20 protein-coding genes, 1 tRNA gene and 1 riboswitch are annotated in these 26,077 nt (G+C 71.6%); of the genes, 4 read left to right on the plus strand and 17 right to left on the minus strand.

Annotated features, from left to right (window positions below):
* Positions 1–191 precede the first annotated feature (191 nt).
* Positions 192–1,004: a hypothetical protein gene (locus JK361_RS21795; RefSeq protein WP_307787298.1), complete on the plus strand. Its 813-nt coding sequence runs from the start codon at positions 192–194 to the stop codon at positions 1,002–1,004.
* 54 nt (positions 1,005–1,058) lie between these two features.
* Here the strand turns inward: JK361_RS21795 and JK361_RS21800 are convergent, their stop codons facing one another.
* Positions 1,059–1,340: a hypothetical protein gene (locus JK361_RS21800; protein WP_307787308.1), complete on the minus strand. Its 282-nt coding sequence runs from the start codon at positions 1,338–1,340 to the stop codon at positions 1,059–1,061.
* A 129-nt stretch (positions 1,341–1,469) separates the two neighbouring features.
* Here JK361_RS21800 and JK361_RS21805 point away from each other — a divergent pair, with 129 nt between their 5' ends.
* The gene (locus JK361_RS21805) at positions 1,470–1,700 is read left to right on the plus strand and encodes a DUF4287 domain-containing protein (protein WP_030653267.1); all 231 of its coding nucleotides are present in this window, start codon (positions 1,470–1,472) and stop codon (positions 1,698–1,700) included.
* Between the two features lie 59 nt (positions 1,701–1,759).
* Here JK361_RS21805 and JK361_RS21810 read toward each other — a convergent pair whose 3' ends face one another.
* Positions 1,760–2,635, minus strand: a complete 876-nt coding sequence (locus JK361_RS21810) for a Bax inhibitor-1/YccA family protein (RefSeq protein WP_201820905.1) — start codon at positions 2,633–2,635, stop codon at positions 1,760–1,762.
* Between the two features lie 540 nt (positions 2,636–3,175).
* Positions 3,176–3,259, minus strand: a tRNA-Leu gene (locus JK361_RS21815).
* A gap of 415 nt (positions 3,260–3,674) precedes the next feature.
* On the opposite strand from JK361_RS21815, the gene JK361_RS21820 reads away from it, so the two are divergent.
* Both JK361_RS21820 and JK361_RS21825 read left to right on the plus strand, forming a co-directional pair.
* Positions 3,675–4,445, plus strand: a complete 771-nt coding sequence (locus tag JK361_RS21820) for an ABC transporter ATP-binding protein (protein WP_201820907.1) — start codon at positions 3,675–3,677, stop codon at positions 4,443–4,445.
* Positions 4,445–6,973 carry an ABC transporter permease gene (locus tag JK361_RS21825; protein ID WP_201820908.1) on the plus strand — a complete coding sequence of 843 codons (2,529 nt, stop codon included), beginning with the start codon at positions 4,445–4,447 and terminating at the stop codon, positions 6,971–6,973. The genes JK361_RS21820 and JK361_RS21825 overlap by 1 nt, the downstream gene beginning before the upstream one ends.
* Before the next feature lie 69 nt (positions 6,974–7,042).
* Here JK361_RS21825 and JK361_RS21830 read toward each other — a convergent pair whose 3' ends face one another.
* The 14 genes from JK361_RS21830 to JK361_RS21895 all read right to left on the minus strand — a co-directional run bounded on the left by JK361_RS21830 (position 7,043) and on the right by JK361_RS21895 (position 26,076).
* Positions 7,043–8,335 (minus strand): SAM-dependent methyltransferase, encoded by a 1,293-nt coding sequence (locus JK361_RS21830; RefSeq protein WP_201820910.1) that lies wholly within the window; start codon positions 8,333–8,335, stop codon positions 7,043–7,045.
* Between the two features lie 198 nt (positions 8,336–8,533).
* Positions 8,534–9,913 carry an NAD(P)/FAD-dependent oxidoreductase gene (locus JK361_RS21835; protein WP_201820912.1) on the minus strand — a complete coding sequence of 460 codons (1,380 nt, stop codon included), beginning with the start codon at positions 9,911–9,913 and terminating at the stop codon, positions 8,534–8,536.
* A 483-nt stretch (positions 9,914–10,396) separates the two neighbouring features.
* Positions 10,397–11,338 carry a Ppx/GppA phosphatase family protein gene (locus JK361_RS21840; RefSeq protein ID WP_201820914.1) on the minus strand — a complete coding sequence of 314 codons (942 nt, stop codon included), beginning with the start codon at positions 11,336–11,338 and terminating at the stop codon, positions 10,397–10,399.
* The gene (locus JK361_RS21845; protein WP_201820916.1) at positions 11,335–11,940 is read right to left on the minus strand and encodes a DUF501 domain-containing protein; all 606 of its coding nucleotides are present in this window, start codon (positions 11,938–11,940) and stop codon (positions 11,335–11,337) included. The genes JK361_RS21840 and JK361_RS21845 overlap by 4 nt, the downstream gene beginning before the upstream one ends.
* A gap of 48 nt (positions 11,941–11,988) precedes the next feature.
* Entirely contained in the window at positions 11,989–12,465 is a 477-nt protein-coding gene (locus tag JK361_RS21850) for an FtsB family cell division protein (RefSeq protein ID WP_201820918.1), read from the minus strand.
* 159 nt (positions 12,466–12,624) lie between these two features.
* Positions 12,625–13,905: a phosphopyruvate hydratase gene (gene eno, locus JK361_RS21855; protein ID WP_201820920.1), complete on the minus strand. Its 1,281-nt coding sequence runs from the start codon at positions 13,903–13,905 to the stop codon at positions 12,625–12,627.
* Between the two features lie 314 nt (positions 13,906–14,219).
* Complete coding sequence (locus JK361_RS21860) at positions 14,220–14,921, minus strand: LysM peptidoglycan-binding domain-containing protein (protein ID WP_201820922.1); 702 nt, start codon at positions 14,919–14,921, stop codon at positions 14,220–14,222.
* Positions 14,922–14,925: 4 nt separating this feature from the next.
* Positions 14,926–15,100: riboswitch (cyclic di-AMP (ydaO/yuaA leader) on the minus strand.
* Between the two features lie 183 nt (positions 15,101–15,283).
* A complete protein-coding gene (locus JK361_RS21865; RefSeq protein WP_201820923.1) occupies positions 15,284–16,345 on the minus strand; it encodes a LysM peptidoglycan-binding domain-containing protein in 1,062 nt (353 codons plus the stop codon).
* A 460-nt stretch (positions 16,346–16,805) separates the two neighbouring features.
* Positions 16,806–18,335, minus strand: a complete 1,530-nt coding sequence (locus JK361_RS21870; RefSeq protein WP_307787299.1) for a cytochrome P450 family protein — start codon at positions 18,333–18,335, stop codon at positions 16,806–16,808.
* Positions 18,332–21,301, minus strand: coding sequence for a tetratricopeptide repeat protein (locus JK361_RS42405; RefSeq protein WP_201820924.1), 2,970 nt, complete (start codon positions 21,299–21,301; stop codon positions 18,332–18,334). Before JK361_RS42405 ends, JK361_RS21870 begins: the two co-directional genes overlap by 4 nt.
* A gap of 85 nt (positions 21,302–21,386) precedes the next feature.
* Positions 21,387–22,436 carry a nucleoside triphosphate pyrophosphohydrolase gene (locus JK361_RS21880; RefSeq protein ID WP_307787300.1) on the minus strand — a complete coding sequence of 350 codons (1,050 nt, stop codon included), beginning with the start codon at positions 22,434–22,436 and terminating at the stop codon, positions 21,387–21,389.
* 337 nt (positions 22,437–22,773) lie between these two features.
* On the minus strand, positions 22,774–23,421 hold the full coding sequence (locus JK361_RS21885) for a SurA N-terminal domain-containing protein (RefSeq protein WP_201820926.1): 648 nt from the start codon (positions 23,419–23,421) through the stop codon (positions 22,774–22,776).
* A gap of 146 nt (positions 23,422–23,567) precedes the next feature.
* Positions 23,568–24,395 carry a glycoside hydrolase domain-containing protein gene (locus tag JK361_RS21890; RefSeq protein ID WP_201820927.1) on the minus strand — a complete coding sequence of 276 codons (828 nt, stop codon included), beginning with the start codon at positions 24,393–24,395 and terminating at the stop codon, positions 23,568–23,570.
* A gap of 187 nt (positions 24,396–24,582) precedes the next feature.
* Entirely contained in the window at positions 24,583–26,076 is a 1,494-nt protein-coding gene (locus JK361_RS21895) for a serine/threonine-protein kinase (protein ID WP_262418671.1), read from the minus strand.
* Position 26,077: the final 1 nt, after the last annotated feature.

Raw genomic sequence — 26,077 nt, forward strand, 5'->3', positions numbered from 1 at the left:
CTCCCCCAGGATGTGACCTATCTCGCTCGCCTGCCACATCAGTGCAGGTCAGCGCGGGTCAGCACGGCGCACGACGAAACGTCGAACCGAAAGTTCCGTCCGTTTCGTGACGTTACGCACTGACAGCTGGATAGTCCGCCCTTCAAGCTGATGTAGGAAGTCGGGGGTCGACTTGAACCGGGAGTATGTCAGTGAGCGCCATGCCGATCGCCCTGCTGCTCACCACGGCAGCCACCGGCGCCGTGGGCGTCGCCGTCCTGCGTACCGTCCTGAAGCTGCGCCGTCAGCTCACGGAGCTCCAGCACCGGCTCGGCGTGGAGCAGGCGGCCGCGACGCGTGCCCTGCTGCCGCACGCCCGTAGCGCCGCCGACGCCGACCAGATACGCGCCGCCGTGGCCGAGGCGCTCGCCGAGGAGCGGGAGCGCGAGCTGGCCGAGGCGCGCGCCTTCTGGGCGGCGCAGGAGGCCCGTGACGCCTCCGAGGCACCGTCGCTGTTCGGTCTGCCCGAGGCCGATCTGTTCCTGCCCCGGCAGGCGGACTTCGCGGGCCTGGAGCCGGTGTCCGAGCCGGCCGGCGACGCCGAGGAGTTCTCGCCCAAGGACTTCGTCCAGGGGGGCACTCCCAGCGAGTCCCCGGAACTGGCCGCGGCCCGCCGCCGCCACCCCTCGCACCCGGACTTCGTTCCCGTCCAGTCGCCGGCCGTGAACGACCACGAGCGCACCGTGACCACCCTGGAGCAGCTGGCCGCCGAGCAGGTCGAGCTCGCCGACGTCCGTCCCGGCCCGCTGGGCACGCTCGACGTCTACGTCTTCGCCGACGGCACCACCCTGTGCATGACCCCGGGCCACCGCGAGACGGCGGAGCGCCTGGCCGCGGCGCTGGAGTCGGGCGAGTCCCCGTACCTCCTGGGCGGCTCGGGCATCTCCGGTGCGTACACGCTGACGTTCGCCTGCGGCGAGGACATGGTCTACATCCTGGCCGACAGGGTCATCGCGTCCTTCTGACGGCCTTTCGGGACCGGGCTCCGACCGGCGCTTCGAACGGGCAGGGCAGGGCCCTCAGACCCCCGCTCTCGCCCGCGCCTCCTCGACCACCCGTACCGCTTCGGCGACCTCGTCGTCGCTCCGCAGCACGAGCGACAAGTCGTGCGCGGCCACCAGGATCTGGTCGGCCGCGGCGAACATCCCCGCGTCCGGCATCCGCCGGGGCTCGGTCCCGGGCTCCTCGACGGCCTGGGCCCGGCGGGCCAACTCGTTGGCCAGCGCGAGGGCCTCCGCCGCGGCACCGCGCTGGAGCCGGCTCTGCGGCGCCGCGCGCAGCCTGTCGGCGAAGTGATCCACTGCTTGGGTCAAGGGCGTCGTATCAACCACCTGCCGAGCGTAACGCGCCGCACTGTTGCCAATACGCGAACGCTCAGGCACGGTGACCTGAAGGACCGGCTTACATCCCCTTTGCGTTCGGAGGCGCCGATGTCCCACGTCTTCTCCGAGGAGACCCACCGCAATCTGCTCGCCCGCATCCCGCACTGCACCGGTCGTGAGGTCTCCGACTGGTTGCGCACCGTCGAAGAAGGCCCCGCACTGTTCCGCTTCGAGGAGAAGGTCAGCTGGCTCCGGCACGAGTACGACCTGGCGTACGGCCACGCCAAGGCGATCGTCCACGAGTACGACCTGAGGAGGGCAGCGCGCAAGCTGCTCTGAACGCCGAAGGGCCCCGGGCACGTTGCCCGGGGCCCTGCCGTATCCGGCGGTGTCGTGCGTCAGTCGCTGCTGCTGAAGATCGCGACCAGTCGCAGCATCTCGACGTAGATCCACACCAGGGTCATGGTGAGGCCGAACGCGGCGAGCCAGGACTCGTTGCGCGGGGCGCCGTAGGCGATGCCGTCCTCGATCTGCTTGAAGTCGAGGGTCAGGAAGAACGCGCCGAGCAGGATCGCGATGATGCCGACGAGCGCGCCGAGCGGTCCGAAGCTGCGCAGTCCGCCGTCGTCGGCGACGCCGAACACGACCAGCAGCAGGTTGACCGCCATGACCACCAGGAAGGCCATCGCGATGGCGATGCCGATGCGGGCGTAGCGGGCGGTGACGCGGATCCAGCCGGCCTTGTAGACCAGCAGGGTCGCGCCCGAGACCGCCATGGTGCCGAGCACCGCCTGGAACGGCGCGCCGCTCCACCGGCTGTTGAACATCTCGCTGAAGACGCCGAGGAAGACGCCCTCGAAGGCGGCGTACCCGAGGATCAGCGCGGGCGACGGGGTGCGCTTGAAGTTCTGCACCATCGCCAGCACGAACGCGATCAGGGCGGCGCCGACGGCCAGGCCGTAGCTGGTGCCGGAGACCGGCAGCAGCGTCCAGGCGAGGACGGCGCCGACGGCGACCGTGCCGAGCGTGATGGCCGAGCGGACGACGACGTCGTCCATGGTCATCCGGCCGGTGGTGGCCGGGGCCTGCGGCGGGGCGCCGGCCTGGACGTCCGCCTGCGCGTACGGGTTCTGTGCGTAGGGGTTCTGCGCGTACGGGTTCTGCGCGTACGGGTTGCCCTGTGCGGACCCGGCCTGCGGTGCGGTGTTGAAGCCGGCGTAGCCGTTGTCGCGGCTGAACCCCCGTCGCGAGAAGACCGGGTTACTGCTCCTCATTTCACTCCTCCATGACTGCCGCGTGCAGCCTTGGCCTCAAGGGTAATGGATTGGCAAAGGATCGACCATGATACTTGAGGAGGATCTTTCCCCTGCCTTGCTGCGCAACACGCTACGCGTGTGTCCGATTCCCGGCCATGGACGGGCGGCTAACCGAGCGGAAAACCTGTGGCGGCCACGGAGCGGTTGTCCGGCCAGGCCGCGAGCCGGTCGTCCGGGCGCACCCCTTCATCCACAGCGCGCTGCGGGACGACGACGCGGGCGAGACGGCGAATCTCGCGTACTGGGCTCTTGAGCGTCCCCGCCTCGTACAGGAAGCCGCTGCCGCGGTCAGCTCCTGGTCCTCGGACGCCGTGGGGCTCCTCTCACGCCTCGGCGACACGAGGCGCAGCGGCCGGCCAAACGCCGGCGGCACCTCCCCCTGGGGCGTACGCCATACCCGGGCACCCGGGACCATCGTGCGCTCACGGAGTGTCCAAGAGGTGAAGACGAAGGGGCCTCGTGGAGCGGTCGCGTCAGACGCGTCCTCAGAGGTGGAAGTGCCCGGAGCCGGACTTGAACCGGCACGCCCGCGAAGGGGCAGCGAGGTTTAAGCTCGCCGTGTCTGCATTCCACCATCCGGGCAGGCCATGGGCTCCGCAACGAGGTTCCGAGCCTATCGGGACCCACCCCCCGAACAGCGGGCGGGTGAACCGATGTTGTCTTATTTTATTGACGTCTGAGGGTGCATCAGCCCGCGGAACGCGCCATCCGCACTTGCCAATAGCCTGACGGGGCGGAAGTGCGCGCGTACGTGAAATGACGGAATTTCACCGCCCGAACGAGGGCGGTCCACCGGTTCTTGACGCGCCATGCGCCGTCCGGCGCCGCGGCCGCCCTCTCGGGGTCGGCCGTCCTCCCCAGGTATGACACGACGGTCTCCCGTCCGACCCCAGTCGCCCCTCGGAACCGGAACAGCGACTGACTACACGCGCGGCACGCGCCGGGACGATGGAGAAGTCCCCAGGAACACACGTCGTCCCGACAGGAGCACCCTCCCGTGACCACCACACCCACCGCCGGCCGGACCACCGCCGTGGCCGCACGCGCCACGGAGCTGTCGAAGATCTACGGGCAGGGTGAGACCCGGGTGGTCGCCCTGGACCGGGTCTCGGTCGACTTCCGGCAGGCCGAGTTCACCGCGATCATGGGGCCGTCCGGCTCCGGCAAGTCCACGCTGATGCACTGCGTGGCCGGGCTGGACACGTTCTCCTCCGGTTCGGTGCGCATCGGCGACACGGAGCTGGGCAAGCTGAAGGACAAGCAGCTCACCAAGTTGCGCCGGGACAAGATCGGCTTCATCTTCCAGGCGTTCAACCTGCTGCCGACGCTGACTGCGCTGGAGAACATCACCCTCCCGATGGACATAGCGGGCCGCAAGCCCGACAAGCAGTGGCTGGACACGGTGATCCAGATGGTCGGGCTGTCCGGGCGGCTGAGCCACCGGCCGTCCCAGCTCTCCGGCGGCCAGCAGCAGCGAGTCGCCGTCGCCCGCGCCCTGGCCTCCAAGCCCGACATCATCTTCGGCGACGAACCTACAGGGAACCTCGACTCCCGCTCGGGCGCCGAGGTGCTGGGCTTCCTGCGCAACTCGGTGCGGGAACTGGGCCAGACGGTCGTGATGGTCACTCATGACCCGGTGGCCGCCGCGTACGCGGACCGCGTCGTCTTCCTCGCGGACGGCCGGATCGTCGACGAGATGTACGGCCCCACCGCCGACTCCGTGCTCGACCTCATGAAGCAGTTCGACGCGAAGGGCCGTACCAGCTGATGTTCCGCACCGCCCTGCGCAACGTTCTCGCGCACAAGACCCGGCTGCTGATGACCGTGCTCGCCGTCATGCTCGGCGTGGCGTTCGTCTCCGGGACGCTGGTCTTCACCAACACCATCTCCGACGCCTACCAGAAGAGCTCCGCCAAGGGCTTCGAACGGGTCGACGTCGCCGTACGGCCCGAGTACCAGGACTCAGAGGGCGACGAGGTCGGCAAGGCCCCCGAGCTGACCCAGGCCCTGCTCGACCGGGCCGCCAGGGTCCCCGGTGCCGCCTCGGCCACCGGTGTGGTCAGCGGCTTCACCGCCGTCGCCGACAAGGACGGCAAGCTCGTCGGCGGCGACTGGCAGTCCGCCGGCGGCAACTACTGGGGTGCGAAGGACCCCCGCTACCCGCTGGTCGGCGGCCACGCCCCGCACGGCAAGGGCGAGGTGCTGATCGACTCCGAGACCGCGCGGCGGGCCGGTTACAAGGTCGGCGACACCGTGCGCCTCTCCGTCGACGGCCCGGTCCTCACCCCGACCGTCAGCGGCATCTTCACCACCGACGACGGCAACGTCGCCGCGGGCGGCAGCCTCACCCTGTTCGACACGCCGACCGCGCAGGCCCTGTTCGGCAAGAAGGGCACGTACGACGAGATCGACGTGCGGGCCGCGGCCGGCACCGGCCAGGCGGCGCTCAAGGCCGAGCTGGACAAGGCCCTGCCCGCGAAGCTCGTGGAGACCACCACGGGCCGGCAGCTCGCCGACGACCAGGCGCGGATGATCGCCTCGTCGATGAGCGGTCTCAAGCAGGCCCTGCTGGTCTTCGCCGGCATCGCCCTGTTCGTCGGCACGTTCATCATCGCCAACACCTTCACCATGCTGGTCGCCCAGCGCACCCGGGAACTCGCCCTGCTGCGGGCGGTCGGCGCCTCCCGCCGCCAGGTCACCCGGTTGGTGCTCATCGAGGCGTTCGCGGTCGGCGCGGTCGCCGGCGTGACCGGTCTGGCCGCCGGTATCGGCATCGGCGCGGGTCTGCGTTCCCTGCTGGGCTCCTTCGGTGCGAGCCTGCCCGACGGACCGCTGGTGATCAGCCCCGGCACGGTGGCCACCGCGCTGGCGGTCGGCATCCTCATCACCATGCTGGCCGCGTGGCTGCCCGGCCGCCGGGCCGCGAAGATCCCGCCGGTGGCGGCGATGAGCAGCGTGCACGCCAAGGCCACCACCAAGTCGCTGGTGCTGCGCAACACGCTGGGCTCGCTGTTCGCGGCGGCGGGCGTCGCCGTGGTCCTCGCGGGCACCGGGATGAACGCCGACTCCGGCCAGGCCGCGATGGGCATCGGCGCGGTCCTGCTCATCATCGGCGTGTTCGTGCTGACCCCGCTGCTGTCCCGTCCGCTGATCGCCGCCGCCGCGCCGGTGCTGCGCGCCTTCGGGGTGTCGGGCAAGCTGGCCCGCCAGAACTCGGTGCGCAACCCGCGCCGTACCGCGGCCACCGCCTCCGCGCTGATGATCGGGCTGACCCTGATCACCGGCATGACGGTGATGGCGGGCAGCCTCCAGACCTCGATCGACAAGATGGCCAGCTCCGCGATCCGCGCCGACTACGTCGTCTCGATGGCCAACCGCGGTCCGCTCTCCCCCGATGTGGCTCAGAAGATCGCCACCGCCGACGGTGTCACCGCGAGCAGCCCGCTGCGCAACGGGGAGTCCCGCGTCGACGGCGGCACGGAGTTCCTGACCGGCGTCGACGGCAGGGCCATCGGCGAGCTGACGGACCTGAAGGTGACCGACGGATCCTTCGCGGTGGGCGGTGACCGGGTCGTCGTCGACGAGGACCGGGCCGAGGACTACGGCTGGAAGGCCGGTTCGCGGTTCACCGCGCACTTCGAGGACGGCAAGGCGCGGCGGCTGACGGTCGCGGGGGTCTACGAGGGCAACGACATGTTCAACGGGATCATCCTCGACAACAAGGTCCTCACCCCGCACCTGGCCGACCCGGCCGACATGCAGGTCATGGTCAAGACCGCGCACGGCGCCACGGACTCCGCCAAGGACACCCTGGAGAAGGTGCTCGGCCACAACCCGGCGGTCAAGGTCCAGGACAAGCAGGACATCTCCAACGAGATCGCGAAGATGTTCACGCTGATGCTGAACATGGTCTACGGCCTGCTCGGCATGGCGGTGATCGTGGCCGTGCTCGGCGTCATCAACACCCTGGCGATGTCCGTCTTCGAGCGTGCGCAGGAGATCGGCATGCTCCGCGCGATCGGCCTGGACCGCCGGGCGATCAAGCGGATGGTCCGCCTGGAGTCCCTGGTGATCTCCCTGTTCGGCGGTGTGCTGGGCATCGGGCTGGGCGTGTTCTTCGGCTGGGCGGCCGGTGAGCTGCTGGGCACGAAGATGCCGACGTACGAACTGGTCCTGCCCTGGGGCCGGATGGCTGTCTTCCTGCTGCTGGCGGGCACGGTGGGCGTCCTGGCCGCCCTGTGGCCGGCCCGCCGCGCGGCCCGGCTGAACATGCTGGCGGCCATCAAGGCCGAGTAGCCGTACGGCACACCGGAGGGGCCCCGCGGCGGCGGGGCCCCTCTTGTCGTGTCCGTGCGGCGACGACGGTCAGGCGTGCCAGGTGCGGGTCCGCAGCGGGAGGCCGGAGGCGCCGGACTCGGGAGTGCGGACCGCCAGGACCTGGTTGACGCCGATGCGGTTGTGTTCGAAGGCGAGCGCGCAGGCGGCCATGTACAGCCGCCAGACCCGGGCGCGGCCGGGGCTGGTGAGCCGGATGGCTCGGTCCCAGTCGGCCTCCAGGTTGGCCACCCAGCGGCGCAGGGTGCGGGCGTAGTGCTCGCGGATGGGCTCCACGTCCCGGACCTCGAACCCGGCCCGCTCCAGCTGGGTGACGGTGGTGCCGACGGGGGCGAGTTCACCGTCGGGGAAGACGTAGGCGTCGATGAACTCGTCCACGCGGTAGTCCGACTCGTCCGGCTGCGGGCGGCGGGCGATCTGGTGGTTGAGCAGCCGGCCGCCGGGACCCAGCAGGGTGTACAGCCGGCGGGCGTACTCCAGGTAGCGGTCGGCGCCGACGTGTTCGGCCATCCCGATGGAGGAGATCGCGTCGAAGGGGCCGTCCGCGACGTCCCGGTAGTCCTGGACCCTGATCTCCACCCGGTCGGTCAGCCCCTCGTCGGCGACGCGCTTGCGGGCGTACGCCGCCTGTTCCTGGGACAGCGTGACCCCGACGACGCCCACGCCGTGCTCGCGGGCCGCGTGGATGGCCATGGAGCCCCAGCCGCAGCCGACGTCCAGCAGCCGCTGACCCTCCTTCAGGCCGAGCTTGGCGCAGATCAGTTCCAGCTTGTCGCGCTGGGCGGACTCCAGGGTGCCGGCCTCCTCCCAGTAGGCGCACGAGTACACCATGGAGGGGCCGAGGACGATCTCGTAGAAGTCGTTGCCGACGTCGTAGTGGTGGCTGATGGCCCGTCGGTCCGAGCGGCGGGTGTGCAGGTGCCGGCGGGGTCTGCGGACCTCCTCGCGCGGCGGGGCGGGCGGGACGGGCGGACCGGCCAGCTTCAGCAGGTCGCGGGCGGCGGTCCGGACGGCGGGGTCGCGCACGGCCCGGACGAGGCCGCGGGCGTCCTCCCCGCGCTCCCAGACCAGGCCCGCCATCGCGTCGAGGACGGCGTACAGGTCGCCCTCGATGTCCAGGTCGCCGGAGACCCAGGCACGGGCGAGGCCCAGCTCGCCCGGTTTGAAGAGGATGCGGCGCAGGGCACGGCGGTTGCGCAGGACGAGCGCCGGCGCGTCCGGCGGCCCGGCCTGCGATCCGTCCCAGGCCCTCACCCGCACGGGGAGCGGGACTCCCAGCATCTGTTCGGCAAGACTCCTCAGCCGCGACGCGGCGTCGGCCATGGCGCACACCTCCAAGACGACGATCCCGGATGCCGGTTACCACGTAAACACCGCACGGCGCTCAGCACAGTCCCGCAATGGAGTTATGGGTGGGCAAAGCAGCTGTATGGGCCATTGGACCGCTGCCCGGGAACGCCGAAGGACCTCCCGCACCACGGATGGCGGGAGGTCCTTCGATCGTTGAGGCGACCGGTGGGGTCAGGAGGCCTTGGCCTTCTCCTCGGTCTTCGCGGCGGCGACCGGCGCCGGCTTGGCGGCCTCGTAGAACTCCTCGCGGGGGTTCTCCATGGCGCCGAGGGAGACGACCTCGCGCTTGAGGAACATGCCCAGGGTCCAGTCGGCGAAGACGCGGATCTTGCGGTTGAAGGTCGGCATCGCCATGCCGTGGTATCCACGGTGCATGTACCAGGCGAGGCGGCCCTTGAGCTTGATCTTCACCTTGCCCATGACGATCATCGCCACGCCCTTGTGGAGACCGAGACCGGCCACCGCACCCTTGTTGGCGTGCTCGTACTCCTTCTGCGGGAAGCCCCGCATACCGGAGATCACGTTGTCGCCGAGGACCTTGGCCTGGCGCAGCGCGTGCTGGGCGTTCGGCGGGCACCAGGCGTTCTCGTTGCCCGCCTTGCGGCCGACGAGGTCCGGGACCTGTGCGTTGTCACCGGCGGCCCAGATGTAGTCCGTGCCCTTGACCTGGAGGGTCGGCTCGCAGTCCACGTGGCCGCGGGGGCCGAGGGGCAGACCGAAGCGGGCGAGGGCCGGGTTCGGCTTGACGCCGGCCGTCCAGACGATCGTGTTGGAGTCGACCTCGAGGCCGTTCTTCAGCACCACGTGACCGTCGACGCAGGAGTCCATCGAGGTGGAGAGGTAGATCTCCACGCCGCGGCTCTCCAGGTGCTCCTTGCCGTACTGGCCGAGCTTGGGGCCGACCTCGGGCAGGATCTTGTCGGCGGCGTCGACGAGGATGAAGCGCATGTCCTCGCGGGACACGTTCTTGTAGTACTTGGCCGCGTCCCGGGCCATGTCCTCGACCTCGCCGATGGTCTCCGCGCCCGCGAAGCCACCGCCGATGAAGACGAAGGTGAGCGCCTTGCGGCGGATCTCCTCGTCGGTCGTGGAGTCGGCCTTGTCCAGCTGCTCGAGGACGTGGTTGCGCAGGCCGATGGACTCCTCGATGCCCTTCATGCCGATGCCCTGCTCGGCGAGGCCGGGGATCGGGAAGGTGCGGGAGACCGCGCCCATCGCGATGACGAGGTAGTCGAAGGGCAGCTCGTACGCCTCGCCCACCAGGGGGGCGATCGTGGCGACCTTGCGGTCCTGGTCGATGGTGGTGACCCGACCGGTGAGGACCTCCGCCTTCGGCAGGACGCGTCGCAGCGGGACGACGACGTGCCGGGGGGAGATGTTGCCGGCGGCGGCTTCGGGGAGGAAGGGCTGGTAGGTCATGTACGACCGGGGGTCGACGACCGTGACGGTCGCCTCGCCGTAGCGCATCTTCTTGAGGATGCGCCGAGCTGCGTACAGGCCTACGTACCCACCGCCTACTACGAGGATCCTGGGACGCTCCGTGGTGCTCATGCCATCGAGTATCCACCCGCCGTGCGGGGGTCGCTCGTGCGCCCCTTCACAAGCATCGACAGGGCCTGTGTTAAACTCCGCGGCCCGCGTGACGCAGGTCATGCGGGCCGGGGGGAACCGCGGGGCGGTTCGCCCCGTTGTCAATGCCGCGTGAGCTGCCTCTCCGGGCTCGCAGGGTCCTCGTGAGGGTGCCGTGACACCCTCGGAACAACCCCCTCCACGCCCTTCCCGCGCCGTTCATCTGAACGTGTTCAAACGGCCTTTGACCCCCCGGGAGGGGCAATGAACCCGCCTCCGGGGGCCGGCGCGGGGGAATTCCTTGTGAAGAACTTCACGAAGGTTTCCGTTCGGGCATGGGTGAGGGCCCCTCAAGGGGGCCCTCGACACCGCTCAGACGTTATCCAACCTGCTCAGCAGATGGCTACCGGTGAGTAACAAAAGAGACCTACACCACCGCGACACGCCACCGCGTCACGCCCCGCGCTACGCCACCGACCACGCGATGCCGTCGAGGATGTCGTGCTCGCTCACCACGACCTCCTCGGCGCCGGTCCGCTCCATGATCGCGAGCAGGACGAGGGCGCCCGCGCCGATGACGTCGACCCGGCCGGGGTGCATGGACGGGACCGCGGCGCGCTCGGCGTGCGTGGAGCGCAGCAGCCACTCGGTGATCTCGCGCACGCGGTCCCGGGAGACCCGGGAGTGGTGGACGCGCGCGGAGTCGTACTCGGGCAGCTCCTGGGCGATGGCGGACACCGTGGTGACGGATCCGGCCAGGCCCACCAGGGTGTGCGCCTCGCGCAGCGGGACGGTCTCCTCGGCGAGGTCCAGGGCGGCCTCGATGTCGGCCCTTATGGCGGCGATCCGCTCCGCGGCCGGGGGGTCGCTCACCTTGCCCTCGTGCACCAGGTGCCGCTCCGTCATCCGCACGCAGCCGACGTCCACGGACCGGGCCGCGCGTACGTGGTCGTCGCCGACGACGAACTCGGTCGAGCCGCCGCCGATGTCCACGACCAGGTAGGGCCGGGTGAGGTCGGTGCGGCCCGCGAGTTCCCTCGTGGCGCCGGTGAAGGAGAACTCGGCCTCCTGGTCACCGGTGATGACCTCGGGCTCCACTCCGAGGATGTCCAGCACGCCGCGCACGAAGTCGTCCCGGTTCTCGGCGTCCCGGGAGGCGGAGGTGGCGACGAAGCGGAGGCGTTCGGCGCCGTACTCCTTGATGACGGCCGCGTATTCGCGGCACGCGGCGAAGGTGCGCTCCAGCGCCTCGGGGGCGAGCCGGCCGGTGCGGTCGACCCCCTGGCCGAGCCGCACGATCGTCATCCGGCGGTCCAGCTCGGTCAGTTCGCCCGTCGCCGGGTCGGCGTCGGCGATCAGCAGCCGGATGGAGTTGGTGCCGCAGTCGATGGCGGCGACGCGGGTCACTGCTCGTCCTCCTCGATGGGCCGGGCCGCGAAGTGGCCCGTGCCGTCCTCGGCCGTCTCCACCTGCCAGCCGTCGCCGGCGGGCGGCCCGGACGGGGTCACGCAGGTGCCCTTGCGCCACCACTCCGGCAGCATCGCCAGGGCCTCGTCGCCGAGCGGGTTCACGCCCGGGCCCGCGGCCAGGGAGTGGGCGACGAGCACGTGCAGGCACTTCACCCGGTCCGGCATGCCGCCCGCGCTCGGGAAGCCCGACAGCTCCTCGATCTCGTCCCGGCGGCGGATGTAGTCCTCGTGCGCGGCCCGGTAGGCGGCGGCCAGCTCGGGGTCCTGCTGGAGCCGTTCGGTCATCTCCTTCATCACGCCGTTCGCCTCCAGCGTGCCGATGGCGGAGGACGCCTTCGGGCACGTCAGGTAGTACAGCGTCGGGAAGGGCGTGCCGTCGGGCAGGCGCGGCGCCGTCTCCACGACGTCCGGCTGGCCGCACGGGCAGCGGTGCGCGATGGCCCGCAGGCCCCGCGGCGGGCGGCCCAGCTGCTGCTTGAAGGCCTCTACGTCCGCGTCGGTGGGCTCGGTGCGCGGAGTGGGCGGCGGAGGCGTTTCCATGACTGCTCTCAGACTGGCTTTCTGTCGGTTACCGGCCCGGCGGGCCGGTCACTGGTCGGAGGCGTCGGACTTGTCGACGCCGTCCCAGACGTTCGCGTACCAGGGCCGGTGGGCGGCCCGGAGGTCGGCGCGGGACTGCTTGGCCGCGCCCGGGTCGACGACCACGTACCCGGTCTCACCGGGCATCACGTAGTGCAGCCTGCGCCGGATCTGCTGCTCGGCGTAGGAGTCGTCCTGCCAGCGCGCCTTGAGGTCGCGCAGCTGCTCGACGCGTTTGCGGGCCTGCTCCTGCTGGCGTTGCTGCTCGGCGATCTCGGCGCGCTGGGAGACGTACTGCCGCATCGGGTAGGCGAGCGCGACGACCATCGTGCACACCACCAGGGCGAGCAGCGCCGCGCGGCCGGTGAGCCGGGAGCGGCGGGCCTGCCGTTTGGTCTGGGAGCGGTAGACGCGGGCCGCGGTCTGCTCGCCGAGCAGCCTGAGCCTGGTCGCGGTGGAGAACCGGTCCCGGTCCTTCACGGCCATCTCCCGCCTCCCCTTGTGTCCGGGCTTCACACGTGCGTACGTCCCCGCACACGGTACGGGACCGAGTACGGGGACGTACGTACGACTGGCTGAGCGGTAGCCCGGTGAGGGTCAGCCCTTGCCGTGCCCGGTGCTCCGCGGGGCGGACGGGCGCGGTGTTCAGCCCTTGAAGCGCGGGAAGGCGCTGCGGCCGGCGTACACCGCGGCGTCGTCGAGGATCTCCTCGATGCGCAGCAGCTGGTTGTACTTGGCGACACGCTCGGAGCGGGCCGGGGCACCGGTCTTGATCTGGCCGCAGTTGGTGGCGACGGCCAGGTCGGCGATGGTGACGTCCTCGGTCTCGCCGGAGCGGTGGGACATCATGCACTTGAAGCCGTTGCGCTGGGCCAGCTCGACGGCGTCCAGGGTCTCGGTCAGCGAGCCGATCTGGTTGACCTTGACGAGCAGGGCGTTGGCGGTGCCCTCCTCGATGCCGCGGGCGAGGCGCTCGGGGTTGGTGACGAACAGGTCGTCGCCGACCAGCTGGACCTTGTCGCCGAGACGGTCGGTGATGATCTTCCAGCCGGCCCAGTCGTCCTCGAACAGCGGGTCCTCGATGGAGACGAGCGGGTAGGCCGCGACGAGCTCCTCGTAGTACTCCGTCATCTCGGCGGCGGAGCGCTCCTTGCCCTCGAAGAGGTACTTGCCGTCCTTGTAGAACTCGGAGGCGGCCACGTCGAGCGCGAGGGCGATCTGCTCGCCGGGCGCGTAGCCGGCTTCCTTGATCGCTTCGAGGATGAGGTCGAGGGCCTCACGGTTGGAGCCGAGGTTCGGGGCGAAGCCGCCCTCGTCACCGAGGCCGGTGGACAGGCCCTTGTTCTTCAGGACCTTCTTCAGGGTGTGGTAGACCTCGGCACCCCAGCGCAGGGCCTCGGAGAAGGACTCCGCGCCGATCGGGGCGATCATGAACTCCTGGATGTCCACGTTGGAGTCGGCGTGCGAGCCGCCGTTCAGGATGTTCATCATCGGCACCGGCAGCAGGTGCGCGTTCGGGCCGCCCAGGTAGCGGAACAGGGGGAGGTCGCTGGCCTCGGAGGCGGCGTGGGCGACGGCGAGCGAGACACCGAGGATGGCGTTGGCGCCGAGGGAGCCCTTGTTGTCGGTCGCGTCCAGGTCGAACATGGCCTGGTCGATCAGGCGCTGCTCGGTGGCGTCGTAGCCGACCAGCTCCGGGCCGATCTGCTCGATGACGGCGAGGACGGCCTTCTCGACGCCCTTGCCCAGGTAGCGGTTGGGGTCACCGTCGCGCAGCTCGATGGCCTCGAAGGCGCCCGTCGAGGCGCCGGACGGGACGGCGGCACGACCCGTGCTGCCGTCGTCGAGGCCGACCTCGACCTCGACCGTGGGGTTGCCTCGGGAGTCCAGGATTTCCCGGGCTACGACGACGTCGATGGACGGCACGAGCATCTCCTTCTTGGATGTGACGCTGGAAGTGCGGGGCTGGTGTGCCTTGCGACTAGAGCCTAACCGTCCCGGGGGCGTCGGCCACCGACCGACCGCCCCGTGGACAAGCCGACCGTACCTTTTGTTTCTGCTCGAAACAAAGGCTTCGGCGGACTCGGGTGCCGATGGGCGCAAAAAAGCCCCGCCCCGGTGCGTACGGGGGAACACGCACCGGGGCGGGGGGCCCGTGGGGACGGGGGGTGACCCTCACGGGGGCCTTCGGGGTGGCCCGCACCGCCGTGCGGGCCCAGTGGTCCGGCCGGGGCCGGATGTCACTTCAGGTGCAGCTGCTGACCCGGGTAGATGAGGTCGGCGTCCTCGACGATGTCCTTGTTCAGCTCGAACAGCTTCTGCCAGCCGCCCTGGACGTGGTGCTTCTCGGCGATGGTGCCGAGGGTGTCGCCGGTGACCACCTTGTACTCGCCGTCGCCCTTTTCGACCTTCTTGCCGGTCGGGGTGGTGACGGTCTTGCTCTTGCTCTTGCTCGTGGACGCGGCGGGGCGCTCGGCGGAGCGGGAGGCGGCCTGCTGGTCCGTGGAGCGGGTGGTGGTGCCGCCCGCGGTCGAGCCCGAGGAGGTGCTCGGGGCGGAGCCGCCGTTGGGGGTGTTCGACAGGCCCGTGCCGCAGACCGGCCAGGCGCCCTTGCCCTGCGCGGCGAGGACCTTCTCGGCGACGGAGATCTGCTGCCCCTTGGTGGCCTTGTCGGCGGTGGCGGCGTACTGCGTGCCGCCGTACGCGGCCCAGGTGGAGGCGGAGAACTGGAGACCGCCGTAGTAGCCGTTGCCGGTGTTGATGGCCCAGTTGCCACCGGACTCACACTGGGCGACCGTGTCCCACTCGGCGGAGGTGGCGGCGGAGGCGCTGCCGGCCGCCATGAGCGGGGCGGCGACGGCGGCGCCGGTGACACCGGCCAGCGCGACGGCGCGGACGGCCTTGGACGGACGACGGTGCTTGCCCTTGCCGGTAAACAGCATGGATCGATCCCCTCACCGACGCCTACGAGGTGAGCTGTCGGGTTCGGGCCGGTTGAGTTGCCCGGCCGCATCTCCCGCTTGCGCGAGATGCGGCTTCACCCCCAGCCGGTACCAGCCTCAACTGCTGGCCCCGGCACTTACCTTGGGTCCCCCGCTCCTGCCTACGGCGCTTGACGCGACGACTGTTCCCGGGCAACCACTGGCAGGATTCGGCGTGGCGGATGCCGGGGCTCGCGGTGACGAGCGGCCTCGACCGTAGACACGCGATCGGCGGAATTTCAAAGACGATCAGGGCTTCTGAGACTCATCCCACACTTTCGCCAAACCGGACATTAGGGCGTTAAGTGGGACGTCAACTCCCGCTACTTCCCGCCCGTTTCGCCCCCGACTTCCAGGGTCTGACCCGCAGTGATGCGGTTCGGGTCGGAGCCGATGGCCTTCTCGTTCCGGGCGTACAGCGCGTGCCACCCGCCGTCGACCTCAAGGGAGTCGGCGATGGAGACGAGGGAGTCGCCTTCGCGGACGGTGTAGGTGCCCGGTTCGCGGGAGGCGTGCCGGCCGGCACTAGTGGCGTTCTGACCGCTTGTGATGCTTTCGTCCGCGCTCGCGCCCCGGTGGCGTCCGCCGTTGCCGAGGGTCCCGGTGTCGACCAGGCTCCAAGAACCGGCCGCCTGCTGCGCGTTGTCCTCGGTCGCGGTGTCCGGGGTGGCCGTGGGAGTACTGCCGGTCTCCCGCGGAGTTCCGGTGTCCTGCGAGGGGGACTTGTCGGACTTGGGGGTGTTGGTCTCGGTGGAGTCGGCGCCTTTGTCGGCATCCTTGCCCGGCTTCGGGGTGGATTTGCCGTTCTTGTCCGAGGAAGATCCGGCATGGGAGCCGGAGTCGGCGTCGCCGTCGGTGCCGGTGGAGGGTGAAGAATCCGGCAGACCGGACGAGTCCGATGTGTCGGAGGTGTCGGACTTTCCGTTGTTGTCGTTCTGTTCCTGCGAGTTGCCCGAGCCGTCGCCGTCCTCGGAGCCGCCGACACCCGTGTCGACGTCCGCCGAGCCCGAGTCCTCGGTCAGCCCGGACAGCAGGGCGCAGGTGGCCCAGGGGGTGGTGCCCCGGTCGGCGAGGATCTTCTCGGCGACGGAGATCTGCTGCTGGCGGCTGGCCTGGTCGGCGCTGTCCGCGTACTGGGTGCCGCCGTACCTGCCCCAGTCGTCCTGCGAGATCTGCAGGCCGCCGTAGTACCCGTTGCCGGTGTCGGCGCTCCAGGAGCCGCCGCTCTCGCACTCGGCCACCTTGTCCCACGTCGTACCGTCGGCCGCGTTGGCGCTCGCCGCGCCGAGGAGCGGGATGGCGATGGCGGAGCCGGTCACTCCGGCTGCGACGAGGAGGGCTGGGGCCTGGCGGGGGCGACGGTGTCGACCGTTCCCGGAGAGCATGCGGAAGCCTTTCGAGCGACAGCAGGAGCGGCACGGCGGATGTTTCCGCCCGCCGCGCTGATGGGTGAACGTATAGGCATACGATCACTTGTCACAAGTTCATGCCGCACAGATCACGTGAAGATCACAGAGTTGAACGCTTGTCATCTTCCTTGGAGGGGCTGTGCGGTGTTCTCCAGCAGGCGGTGGACATGCTCCAGGGCTGTGCCCGGGCGGCGGGCATGAACCAGGGACCGTGCTCGGGCGGTGGGCGGGAACCGGGAACCGCGCTCGAACCGTGAGCGTGAACTCCACCGGAACCGCTCGAGCCGTGAGCGTGAACCAGCGGCCGTGCTCGGGCGGCGGGCCGGAACCGGGAACCGCGCTCGAACCGTGAGCGTGAACTCCACCGGAACCGCTCGAGCCGTGAGCGTGAACCAGCGGCCGTGCTCGGGCGGCGGGCCGGAACCGGGAACCGCGCTCAGACCGTGGGCGTGAACTCCACTGGCAGGGTGCGCAGTCCCCGCATGATGAGTCCGCCGCGCCAGCGCAGCTCGGCCGGGTCCGCGGCGAGCCGCAGGTCGGGCAGGCGGGTGAGCAGGGTCGCGAGCGCGGTCTGGCCCTCGAGCCGGGCGAGCGGCGCGCCGAGGCAGTAGTGGATTCCGTGGCCGTAACCGAGGTGCTGGTTGTCGCGGCGGCCGAGGTCCAGCACGTCCGGCTCGGCGAACCGTGCCGGGTCCCGGTCTGCGGCGGCGAGCACGACGAGCACCGGATCGCCCGGCGCGATGTCCTGCCCGCCGATGGTCAGCGGCTGCGTGGCGAACCGCCAGGTGGCCAGCTCCACCGGACCGTCGTAGCGCAGCAGTTCCTCCACGCCGGTCGCCAGCAGGTCCGTCTCCCCGCGCGCCAGGGACTCCTCCAGCCGCCGGCGCTGCTCGGGGTGGGTGAGCAGGGCGTAGGTGCCGTTGCCGATGAGGTTGACGGTCGTCTCGAAGCCGGCGAACAGGAGGATGAAGGCCATGGCGGCGGCCTCGTTCTCGGTGAGGTGCTCGCCGTGGTCGGAGGCGCGGATGAGGCCGGAGATCAGGTCTTCGCCGGGCGCGGGCGCGGCGGGCAGCGCCTCGCGCTTCCTGTGGATCAGCTCGGCGAGATAGCCGCGCATCTTCTTCACCGACCGGGCGACCCCGCCCCGGGGCCCTCCGCCGTGCCGGATCATCATGCCCGCCCAGTCCCGGAAGTCGTCCTGGTCCTCGCGCGGGACGCCGAGCAGGTCGCAGATGGCGTAGATGGGCAGCGGGAAGGCGAACTCGTGGATGAGGTCGGCGGAGCCGGTCTTCGCGAACCGGTCGATGAGGTGGTCGGTCAGCTCCTGCACCCGGGGGGCGAACTCGGCGACCCGGCGCGGTGTGAACGCCTTGCTGACCAGGCGGCGCAGCCGGGTGTGGTCCGGTGGGTCGATGTTCAGCAGATGCGTCATCAGCTCGGCCTTGCGCTCGCCGGGGATGCCGGTCTTGCCCTTGGCGTGCGCGGGCTCGTCGTGATGGGCCGGGTTCTTGCTCAGCCGCTGGTCGGCCAGGGCCTGCCGGGCGTCGGCGTACCGGGTGACCAGCCAGGCCTCGACACCGCTCGGCAGCCGCGTCCAGTGCACGGGGGCGTGCTCGCGCAGCCAGGCGTAGGCGGGGTAGGGGTCGGCGGCGAACTCCCACGTGAAGAGGGCGGGGACCGGCTGGTCCGGGGCGGGCCGGGGCTCATCGAGTGCGGGCTGGGACTCGTCGGGCGCGGGCCGGGGCTCGTCGGGGGCGCAGGGCTGGTGCGGGGCGGGCCGGGGCTCGCCGGACGCGGGCTGCGGCTCGTCGGGCGCGGGCTGCGGCTCGTCGGGCGCGGGCTGCGACTCGTCGGGCGCGGGCCGGGGCTCATCGGGCGCGGGCCGGGACTGGGCCGGGGCGGGCTGCGGCTCGTCGGGCGCGGGCCGGTCGGGGTGAGGTCCGTCGGGGTGGGGCTGGTCGGTCACTCCTCGACGGTATCCGGACCGTCGGGCAGCTCGCCGAGGGCCTTGCGGGCGGCGTAGTGCCCCAGGTCGGCCGCCTTGCAGTACCACTGCCGGGCCTCTTCCGGCCTGCCCTGCCGGTCGAGCAGGGCACCGAGCCGGTAGGCGCCGTAGGGGTCGCCGTTCTCGTAGGCGGTCCGGTACTGCTCCACGGCTTCCTCCGGACGGTGCAGCCTCTCCAGGACGACTCCGTGATGGGCGAAGTCCAGTGGATAGCCTTCCGATGCGGCGAACTGGGCGAAGTACTCCTCGGCCTCGCTCAGCGGCGGCGGCGCGGCCTGGAGCGCCTCCAGGATCCCGGCCGCCGTCTCGTCACCGGCATGCGCCGCGCGCTCCAGCCACACCTCGGCCAGCACGCGCTCGTTCACCACGAGGTGGTACATCCCGAGGCCGCGCGCGACGCCTGGGTACCCCCGGGAGGCGGCGAAGTCGTAGCGGCCAAAGGTCAGTTCCGGGTCCGCCACACAGAACCGCAGGTCCGCCAGCAGGTGCGCCCCCCTCGGCCGCTGTGCCGTGAGCAGCCAGCGCTCGGCCCGGCCCACCAGCACCTCGGCGAGCAGCGTCGCCGCGTCGCGGTCCCCCGCCTGCGCGGCCTGCTCCAGGAGTGGCTCCGCCTCCCCGCTCCGCCCACGCTCCGCGAGCAGCCGGCCCAGGTGTCCGGCCGCCTCCGGCACTCCGGCCTCGGCCGCCCGCAAGAACCAGCTCTCGGCCTCCTCGTGGCGCCCCAGGGACTCCTCCAGCAGCCCCAGCCGGTACATCGCCGTTCTGTCCCCGCCCTCGACCGCCCGTTCGAACGCGGCGCCCGCCAGCGTGGACACCAGCTCGACGTCGTACCCCTCTCCTGTCCGCGCGACGTCCAACGCCCGCTGCCACAGCGCGCCGTCCACCGGCGGGAACTTCTCGTCGTACCGGGCCGCGCTCACCAGCGGGCCCGCCGCCGCCCAGGCCCGCGGCCCCTCGCGCCGCAGCAACGGCAGCACCCCGTGCCGCTCCCGGGCGGCCCACTCCAGCGCCTCCTCGACGGTCTCCGGCTCCGTCCCGGCCGGCGGCCCGTAGCCCTCGGCGACCTCCACGAGCAGATCCTGGGACAGCGGTCCCCGCAGCCCGCACCGCGCCAGATCGATCGCCGCCCGCACCAGCGCCTGTCCGCGCGGGTGCTTGCGCCCGGAGCGCCGGAAGTCCGCCCACAGCCGCGGTTCCACGGCGAGGTGGGTCGCGATCCCTTCCGGTCCGCTGAGCCCGGCGGCCTCCCTGAGCCGCGGGTCCGCCGGCTCGGCGGCGCGCGCCCGCTCCGCGTCCGTCCATTCCCGCGGCAGCTCCACGATCTGCCCCAGGTCCAGCACCCGGCCGCGTGGGGTCTGCCGGTACTCGTCGTAGGCGTCCTCGCGCAGAGTGGCGAGTACGACCGCCCTCAGCCCGGCCAGCCGCGCCAGCAGCCTCGGCTCCAGGCCGCCCTCGCCGAGGTGGCCGTCGAGGTCGTCCAGCCACAGCACGCGGGGCTCCGCGGCTCCGCGCAGCATGTCGGGCAGGCCGCGCAGGTCCGCACCGGCGTCCGGTGCGTACACCCGAGCCGTCGGGAGCGCGGCCGCCAGCATCGCGAGCGCCGTGCGCGACTTGCCCGCGAACGGCTCCCCCAGCACCACCACGAGGCCGCCGTCCGCCGCCGCGGAGGCCAGGGCGGCGAGCAGCGCTTCGTCCGCCTCCCGCGGGACGTAGGGCGGCAGCGGCGGGCACCCCTTCATCCGGCGGGCCGGCCACACCCCGTGCGCGAGCGGCTCCAGTGCGGTGGCCGCCGGCCACTCCTCCGGGCCGGGTGGGGCGATCGGCGGCCGGGCACCGTAGGCGTGCTGGATCTGGACTCCGATGACCGGTCCGTGGATGTCCGCCTGCCGGAAATCGACATGGTCCCCGATGACCGGCGCAGGCCCCTCCGGGGAGGGAGCCGCCATCGCACGCGAGGGCGCCTCCGGACCGGGCCCGAACTCGGGCCGGGGCTCAAAGTCGGGCCGGGGCCCCAACTCGGGCCCGGGCCCCAACTCGGGCCGAGGCCCCAACTCGGGCCCGGGCCCCAATTCGGGCCGGAGCCCCAACTCGGGCCGAGGCTCCAACTCGGGCCGGGGCTCGCGAACCTCCCTCGGGTACGGGGCGGCACCGGTCTCGGGAGCCTCCACCGGGTGCCGGGCGGGAGCCGGCCCAGGTTCCTCCGCCACGAGCTGGACGCGGTCGGGCCAGGCGTCCTCGCCCTGGTACCCGACGGGGGTCGGTCCGGCATCCTCCACCAGGTACCCGACGGAGGTCGGTCCGGCATCCTCCACCAGGTACCCGACGGAGGTCGGTCCGGCATCCTCCACCAGGTACCCGACGGGGGTCGGTCCGGCATCCTCCGCCAGGTACCCGACGGGGGTCGGTCCGGCATCCTCCGCCACGTGCCGGACGGGAGCCGGCCCGGGTCCCTCCGCCACGTGCCGCACGGAGTCAGGCCAGGCGTCTTCGCCCAGGTACCCGGCGGGGGTCGGTCCGGCGTCCTCGCCCAGGTACCCGGCGGGGGTCGGTCCGGCATCCTCCACCAGGTACCCGGCGGGGGCTGGTCCAGCTTCCTCCGCCAGGGCGGGGGCCGGCGCGGGGCCCGGCGGCCCGTCCAGGAGGGGAGTCAGCTCGCGGATCAGTTCCCGCAGTTGCCAGGCCGCGGCGTTCTTGTCCACCGCGTCGGCGAGAGTGGTGCGCAGCCGTGGAGCCCAGACCGCCTGAAGCGGCTCCCGGGAACCGGGGGAGGTCTTCCCGACCTGGAGCAGTTCCCATCCGTAGATGGGAGCCCGCTGGCCCGTGAACCAGCGCGAGAAGCGTCTCCGGACCCGGTCCCACTCGTCGGTGCCGAGCCCAGCCGCGAGCACTTCGGCCCCGACGCCCGCCAGATCCGTCCCCCGCCTCACGCACGCCCCCCGCCCCTCGTGACCACGCCGTGCTTCAACGGTACTGACACGAAAGGGGATTCGGAGATGCCGTAAGGCGATCCGCCTACCCTTCGTCCTCCTCCTCGCCGTCCGCCGTCCGCGGGTCCTCGGCCGTCGTCCGCGGGTCCTCGGCCGCCCTGATCGCGTCCCGGTACACCCGTGCCGCCGCCCGCAGCGCCGCCTCCGGGTCGACGCCGTCCGCCTCGGCGCGGGCCGCCAGCGCGAGGAGTTCGTATCCGATGCCCTCCCCCTCGGGCAGGGGGACCTTCAGGCCCGCGGTACGGACGCGGGAGGCGAGTTTGGCGGCCAGGGCGAGGCCCGGCTGGCCGAGCGGGACGCCGTCCGTGACCGAGGTGCGCTTCTTCTCCTCCGCCTTGGTGCGCAGCCAGTGCTCCTTGACGTCCTCCGGGGTCTCGGCCCGCTCGTCGCCGAAGATGTGCGGGTGCCGGCGGATGAGCTTGGCGACGATGCCGCCTGCGACGTCGTCGATGGAGAACGGCGTGTCCGGGTGCTCCTCGGCGATCCGGGAGTGGAAGACGACCTGGAGGAGGACGTCGCCCAGCTCTTCGCGCAGCTCGGGGCGGTCGCCGGCCTCGATCGCCTCGACCAGCTCGTACGCCTCCTCGATGCCGTACTTCGCCAGTCCCTCGTGGGTCTGCCGGGAGGACCACGGGCACTCGGCGCGGATACGGTCCATGACCTGGACGAGGTCCAGCAGACGGGCGCCGGGCAGGTCGTAGGAGGCGGGGAGCAGCTCCAGCTCCGGCATGGCGACCCGGCCGGAGCCGGCCAGCCGGGCGAGGCCGTCGGTGAGCGCCGGCTCGCCCTCACCGGTCGCCACGACCACCACCGTCCGTCCGCCGGCGCAGGCGTCGACCAGCTCCTGCGCGGTGGGGGACGTCTCCGCCACCGCTATCCCGGCCTCACGCAGGTACGGCAGCTGCGGATGCGCGCCGTCCGCGCACAGCACGGCGTCGGCGCCTCGCAGGGCCTGCCAGGCGGGCCAGGACAGCAGGCCGGGAGCGACGCGGTGGCTGGTCGTGAGCAGGACGATGCGGCCGGGGGCGGCTTCCGGGCCGGCGTGGGGACGGGCTGCGGGGCTGGTTTCGTTCACGATCCGAACGTAGCCCACGGCACGGGAGAGCGGATCACGTTATCCACAGGGCCGAGGGGATCGTGTGATCGTATGACCGACAGCGCGGTGCGGACCGACGGTCCGCTGTGGGCCGACAGTGCGCTGTGGGCCGACAGTGCGCTGTCGGCCGACGGTCCGGTGTGAGCCGACAGTGCGCTGTGGACCGATGGTCCGGTGTACGCCGACGGTCCGCTGTGGACCGACAGTGCGCTGTGGACCGACGGTCCGGTGTCGGCCGACGGTCCGGTGTGGGCGGCCGTCCGGTGCCGTACCGTTCCGGCCCCGGTGCGCGAGCGGGCCCGCGCCGTCGGCCGGGCTACGCCGTCAGCTCGTCGCCCGCCGTCGTGACCTCACGCACCCACGGCGTCTTGGCGTCCACCCGGCTGCTCTTCTGCACGTCCCAGGAGCCGTAGCGCGGGTTGAGGTCCACGTGGAGTTCCCCGGACGCCTTGGACAGGGCCTGCCAGAAAGCGGGCTGGCTGGTGTCGGTGCCGAGCTTCGCGGCGAGCTTCTGCGCCTCCAGCTGGAGGCGCAGGTTGTCGTCGAGGTGGCCCGGGGCGATGCCGTACTTCTGCAGCCAGGCCGTCTCCAGGCCCTTGCTGCCGCCGGCCTGCCGCTCCAGGTCCGTCCGCATCCGCTGGATCTCCTTGCGGGTGACCGTCACGCCCTGGTCCCGGGCGGCACGATGCAGCACCTGGTCGAGCACCATGTTGTGCAGGGTGTCGCGGGTGAGGCTGCTCGTGGAGGAGACGACCTGCTGGTACTGCGTATCGTCCGGCACCGCGGCCCGCTGCGCCTGGCGGACCTCGTCGACCCGGCTCTCCAGCTGGGCGACGGTGATCCGCTGCCCGCCGACGACGGCCGCGGCACCCGGGTGCGCATCGTTTCCGCAGGCGGTCAGCAGGGGTGCCGCGGCGGCGATCGCGGCGGCGAGGACGAGCGCGGTGCGACGGCGGCGGTGCAAGGAGACCTCCAGGGGGAGATTGTGCGACGGTGCACAAAGTCTTGCGGTGATCGATGGTAGGCAGTGGGCAGGCTCCGGCCAACCCATTCGACCAACGATTCACGCGCGCTTCGGGCACCGCCGCGCCGCGCCGGAGGGCCGCCGGGTCAGCCGACGACGGCCACCGGCGCGTCCCAGGCGTCCCGGTCGACGGTCAGCGTGACCCCGCCGCGCGTCTCCTTGCTGTTGACCATGTACTGGTGGGCGCGGCTGTGGCCGGTGAACTGGGTGGGGCCCCACGGCCAGTCCGCGGTCGTCGTGTACTGCTTGTCCCACAGCGCGTACCAGAGGTTGCCCGGCAGGTCCGTCTTGTTCGGCGCGGTGGCGATCGCCTTGGCGCTGGAGCTGGTGAAGCCGTAGTAGCCGCCGCGGTAGGTCTTGCCGCGCAGCGTCTTCATGAACGAGCGCACATACGTGAGCACGGCGTCGTTGCACGCCTTGTTCGTGATGTCGTACGGCTCCATGTCGAGGTAGACGGGGCTGCCTGCCTTCATGCCGAGCGCCGATGCCTTGGCGACCGCGTCCTTGGCGTCGCTCGCGCCGAGGGAGGCGGCCGTGGAGGCGGTCAGCTTCTCGGGGCTGCGGCTGGTCTGGCAGGGCGGCTGGGCGCCGACGTAGATCGGGATGAGCTTCCAGCCGAGGGAGTTGACCGACTTTACCCAGGAGGCGGTGAGGTTGGGCTGGGCGCAGCCGCGGTTCTTGCCGCCCACGTAGACGGCGGCGGCGCCGTAGTAGCCGGTGTGCCAGGCCTTCATGGCGGACAGCGAGGGCGCGGTGCAGGTGTCGAACGCGCGGCCGGTGAAGGTCTTCTGCGCGGGCCAGGCAGTGGCGGCCATGGAGGTCTGCGCGGCGATGCCGGCCCCGGCGACGACGGCCGTGCCGGCCACCGCCCAGGTCACGTACCTGCGCTTCTTCGACTGCCGATGACCGGCCATGCATCCCACCCCTGATCGTGCACGGCGGTTCCACGCGCGTGCGTGCCTGACGAAAGCGTGTGCGGCAAGGGCACACTCGGCGACAACGTGCTTGCCGAAAACGTGCGCAAGGTATCGAGCGCCGGGCCTGCCGCCGGGAAACACAAGCCCTTGTAACACACAAGAATCTCCCAGGGCCCGGCAAAATCTAGCCGCGCACCTGCCCCAGCCACTGAAGGGTCCGCCGGACCTCCACGGCCAGCGGATCACCGGGTCCGTGCAGCCGCTCGACGTCCACGACCAGCCGCGCGAGCGTGTCGTGGGCCGCCGGCCGGTCGCCGAGGGCGAGCAGCAGATGGCCGATGCGGCGGCGGACCTCGTGGGCGAGCCGCGGGTCCCCGGAGACGTACTGGTTCTCGTAGTACGGCAGCAGCGCGCGGTACTCGGCGAGCGCCGCCGCCGGTTCGCCCAGCTGCTCCAGGCACTGCGCGGCCTCGTAGCGGTAGCGCAGCGACTGCGGGTCGGCGTGCCCTGCCTCGGCGGCGCGTTCGTCGGCGAGACGGCGCAGTTCGGGCAGCGCGCGCCGGTACTGGCCGTCGTCCATGAGGGTGGCCGCGTACTGCTTGCGCAGGGTGCGCACGACCGGGGACTGCTCGCCGTGCTGTTCGGCGGCAGCGGGCAGGATCGCGCCCAGGATGTCCACGGCCTGCGTGATGCGGCCCTCGCCCAGCAGGCGCTTGACCTCGTCCACGGCGGCGGCCACATCGGGCTTCTCGGCCACCGGCGGTGCCGGTGCCACGGGAGCGGGCTGGGGCGCGGGGGTCCGCGCGCGGTCCGGCCAGGGGGCGTGCGGACGCAGGAACGGGCGTGTGGGATCCAGCGGCGCCCCGGTGGGTGTGCCGCGCGCGGGCAGCAGCCGCGCCAGGTCCTCGTACACCTCCTGCGCGGACGCCGGCCGGTGCTGCGGGTCCTTGGACAGCAGCCGCAGCACCAGGACTTCGAGCGCCTCGGGCACCTCGGGGCGGAGCCGGCGCACGGGCAGCGGCGGCTCGTACAGGTGCCGGTGCAGCACCCCGAGCGCCGTCGAGCCGGCGAACGGCACCTCGCCGCTGAGCAGTTCGTGCATCAGCACGCCGAGCGCGTACAGGTCGGTGTACGGGCCGACCGCGCCGCCCATCGCCTGCTCGGGCGCCATGTAGGCGGGTGAGCCGATCGGGGAGCCGGTGTGGGTGAGGCGGGTGGTGTCGGTGTCCATCACCGAGGCCACGCCCAGGTCGAGGACGGTGATCGTGCCGTCCTGCTTCACCATCACGTTGCGCGGCTTGAGGTCGCGGTGCACGATCGGCACGGCGTGCACGGCGCTCAGCACCGCGCACAGTTGCGCGGCCACCGCGACCGTCCACTGCCAGGGGTACGGGTCGTGCTCGGCGAGGTGGTCGGAGAGATCGGCGCCGTCCACGTACTGCATGACGAGGAACAGCTCCTCGCCCTCGCTGCCCGCGTCGTGCACCGTCACCAGGCCGGGGTGGTCCACCTGCGCGGTCACCCGGCACTCGCGCATGAAGCGGCGGCGCAGCTCGTCCGCCTCCTGGCCCGCCACCTTGTCGGGGCGCAGCAGCTTCACCGCCACGCGCCGGTCCAGCCGCCGGTCGTACGCCGTCCACACCTGGCCCATGCCGCCCTGCCCGATGAGGGTGGACAGT

The sequence above is a fragment of the Streptomyces musisoli genome, assembly GCF_016741855.1.
Lineage (GTDB): Bacteria > Actinomycetota > Actinomycetes > Streptomycetales > Streptomycetaceae > Streptomyces > Streptomyces musisoli.

Excerpts from the sequence above, each read along its gene's own strand:
- JK361_RS21805 (WP_030653267.1), top strand. The coding sequence starts at position 1,470 with ATGTCCCACGTCTTCTCCGAGGAGACCCACCGCAATCTGCTCGCCCGC.
- JK361_RS21810 (WP_201820905.1), bottom strand. The coding sequence starts at position 2,635 with ATGAGGAGCAGTAACCCGGTCTTCTCGCGACGGGGGTTCAGCCGCGAC.
- JK361_RS21825 (WP_201820908.1), top strand. The coding sequence starts at position 4,445 with ATGTTCCGCACCGCCCTGCGCAACGTTCTCGCGCACAAGACCCGGCTG.
- JK361_RS21830 (WP_201820910.1), bottom strand. The coding sequence starts at position 8,335 with ATGGCCGACGCCGCGTCGCGGCTGAGGAGTCTTGCCGAACAGATGCTG.
- JK361_RS21835 (WP_201820912.1), bottom strand. The coding sequence starts at position 9,913 with ATGAGCACCACGGAGCGTCCCAGGATCCTCGTAGTAGGCGGTGGGTAC.
- JK361_RS21845 (WP_201820916.1), bottom strand. The coding sequence starts at position 11,940 with ATGGAAACGCCTCCGCCGCCCACTCCGCGCACCGAGCCCACCGACGCG.
- JK361_RS21850 (WP_201820918.1), bottom strand. The coding sequence starts at position 12,465 with ATGGCCGTGAAGGACCGGGACCGGTTCTCCACCGCGACCAGGCTCAGG.
- JK361_RS21860 (WP_201820922.1), bottom strand. The coding sequence starts at position 14,921 with ATGCTGTTTACCGGCAAGGGCAAGCACCGTCGTCCGTCCAAGGCCGTC.
- JK361_RS21865 (WP_201820923.1), bottom strand. The coding sequence starts at position 16,345 with ATGCTCTCCGGGAACGGTCGACACCGTCGCCCCCGCCAGGCCCCAGCC.
- JK361_RS21890 (WP_201820927.1), bottom strand. The coding sequence starts at position 24,395 with ATGGCCGGTCATCGGCAGTCGAAGAAGCGCAGGTACGTGACCTGGGCG.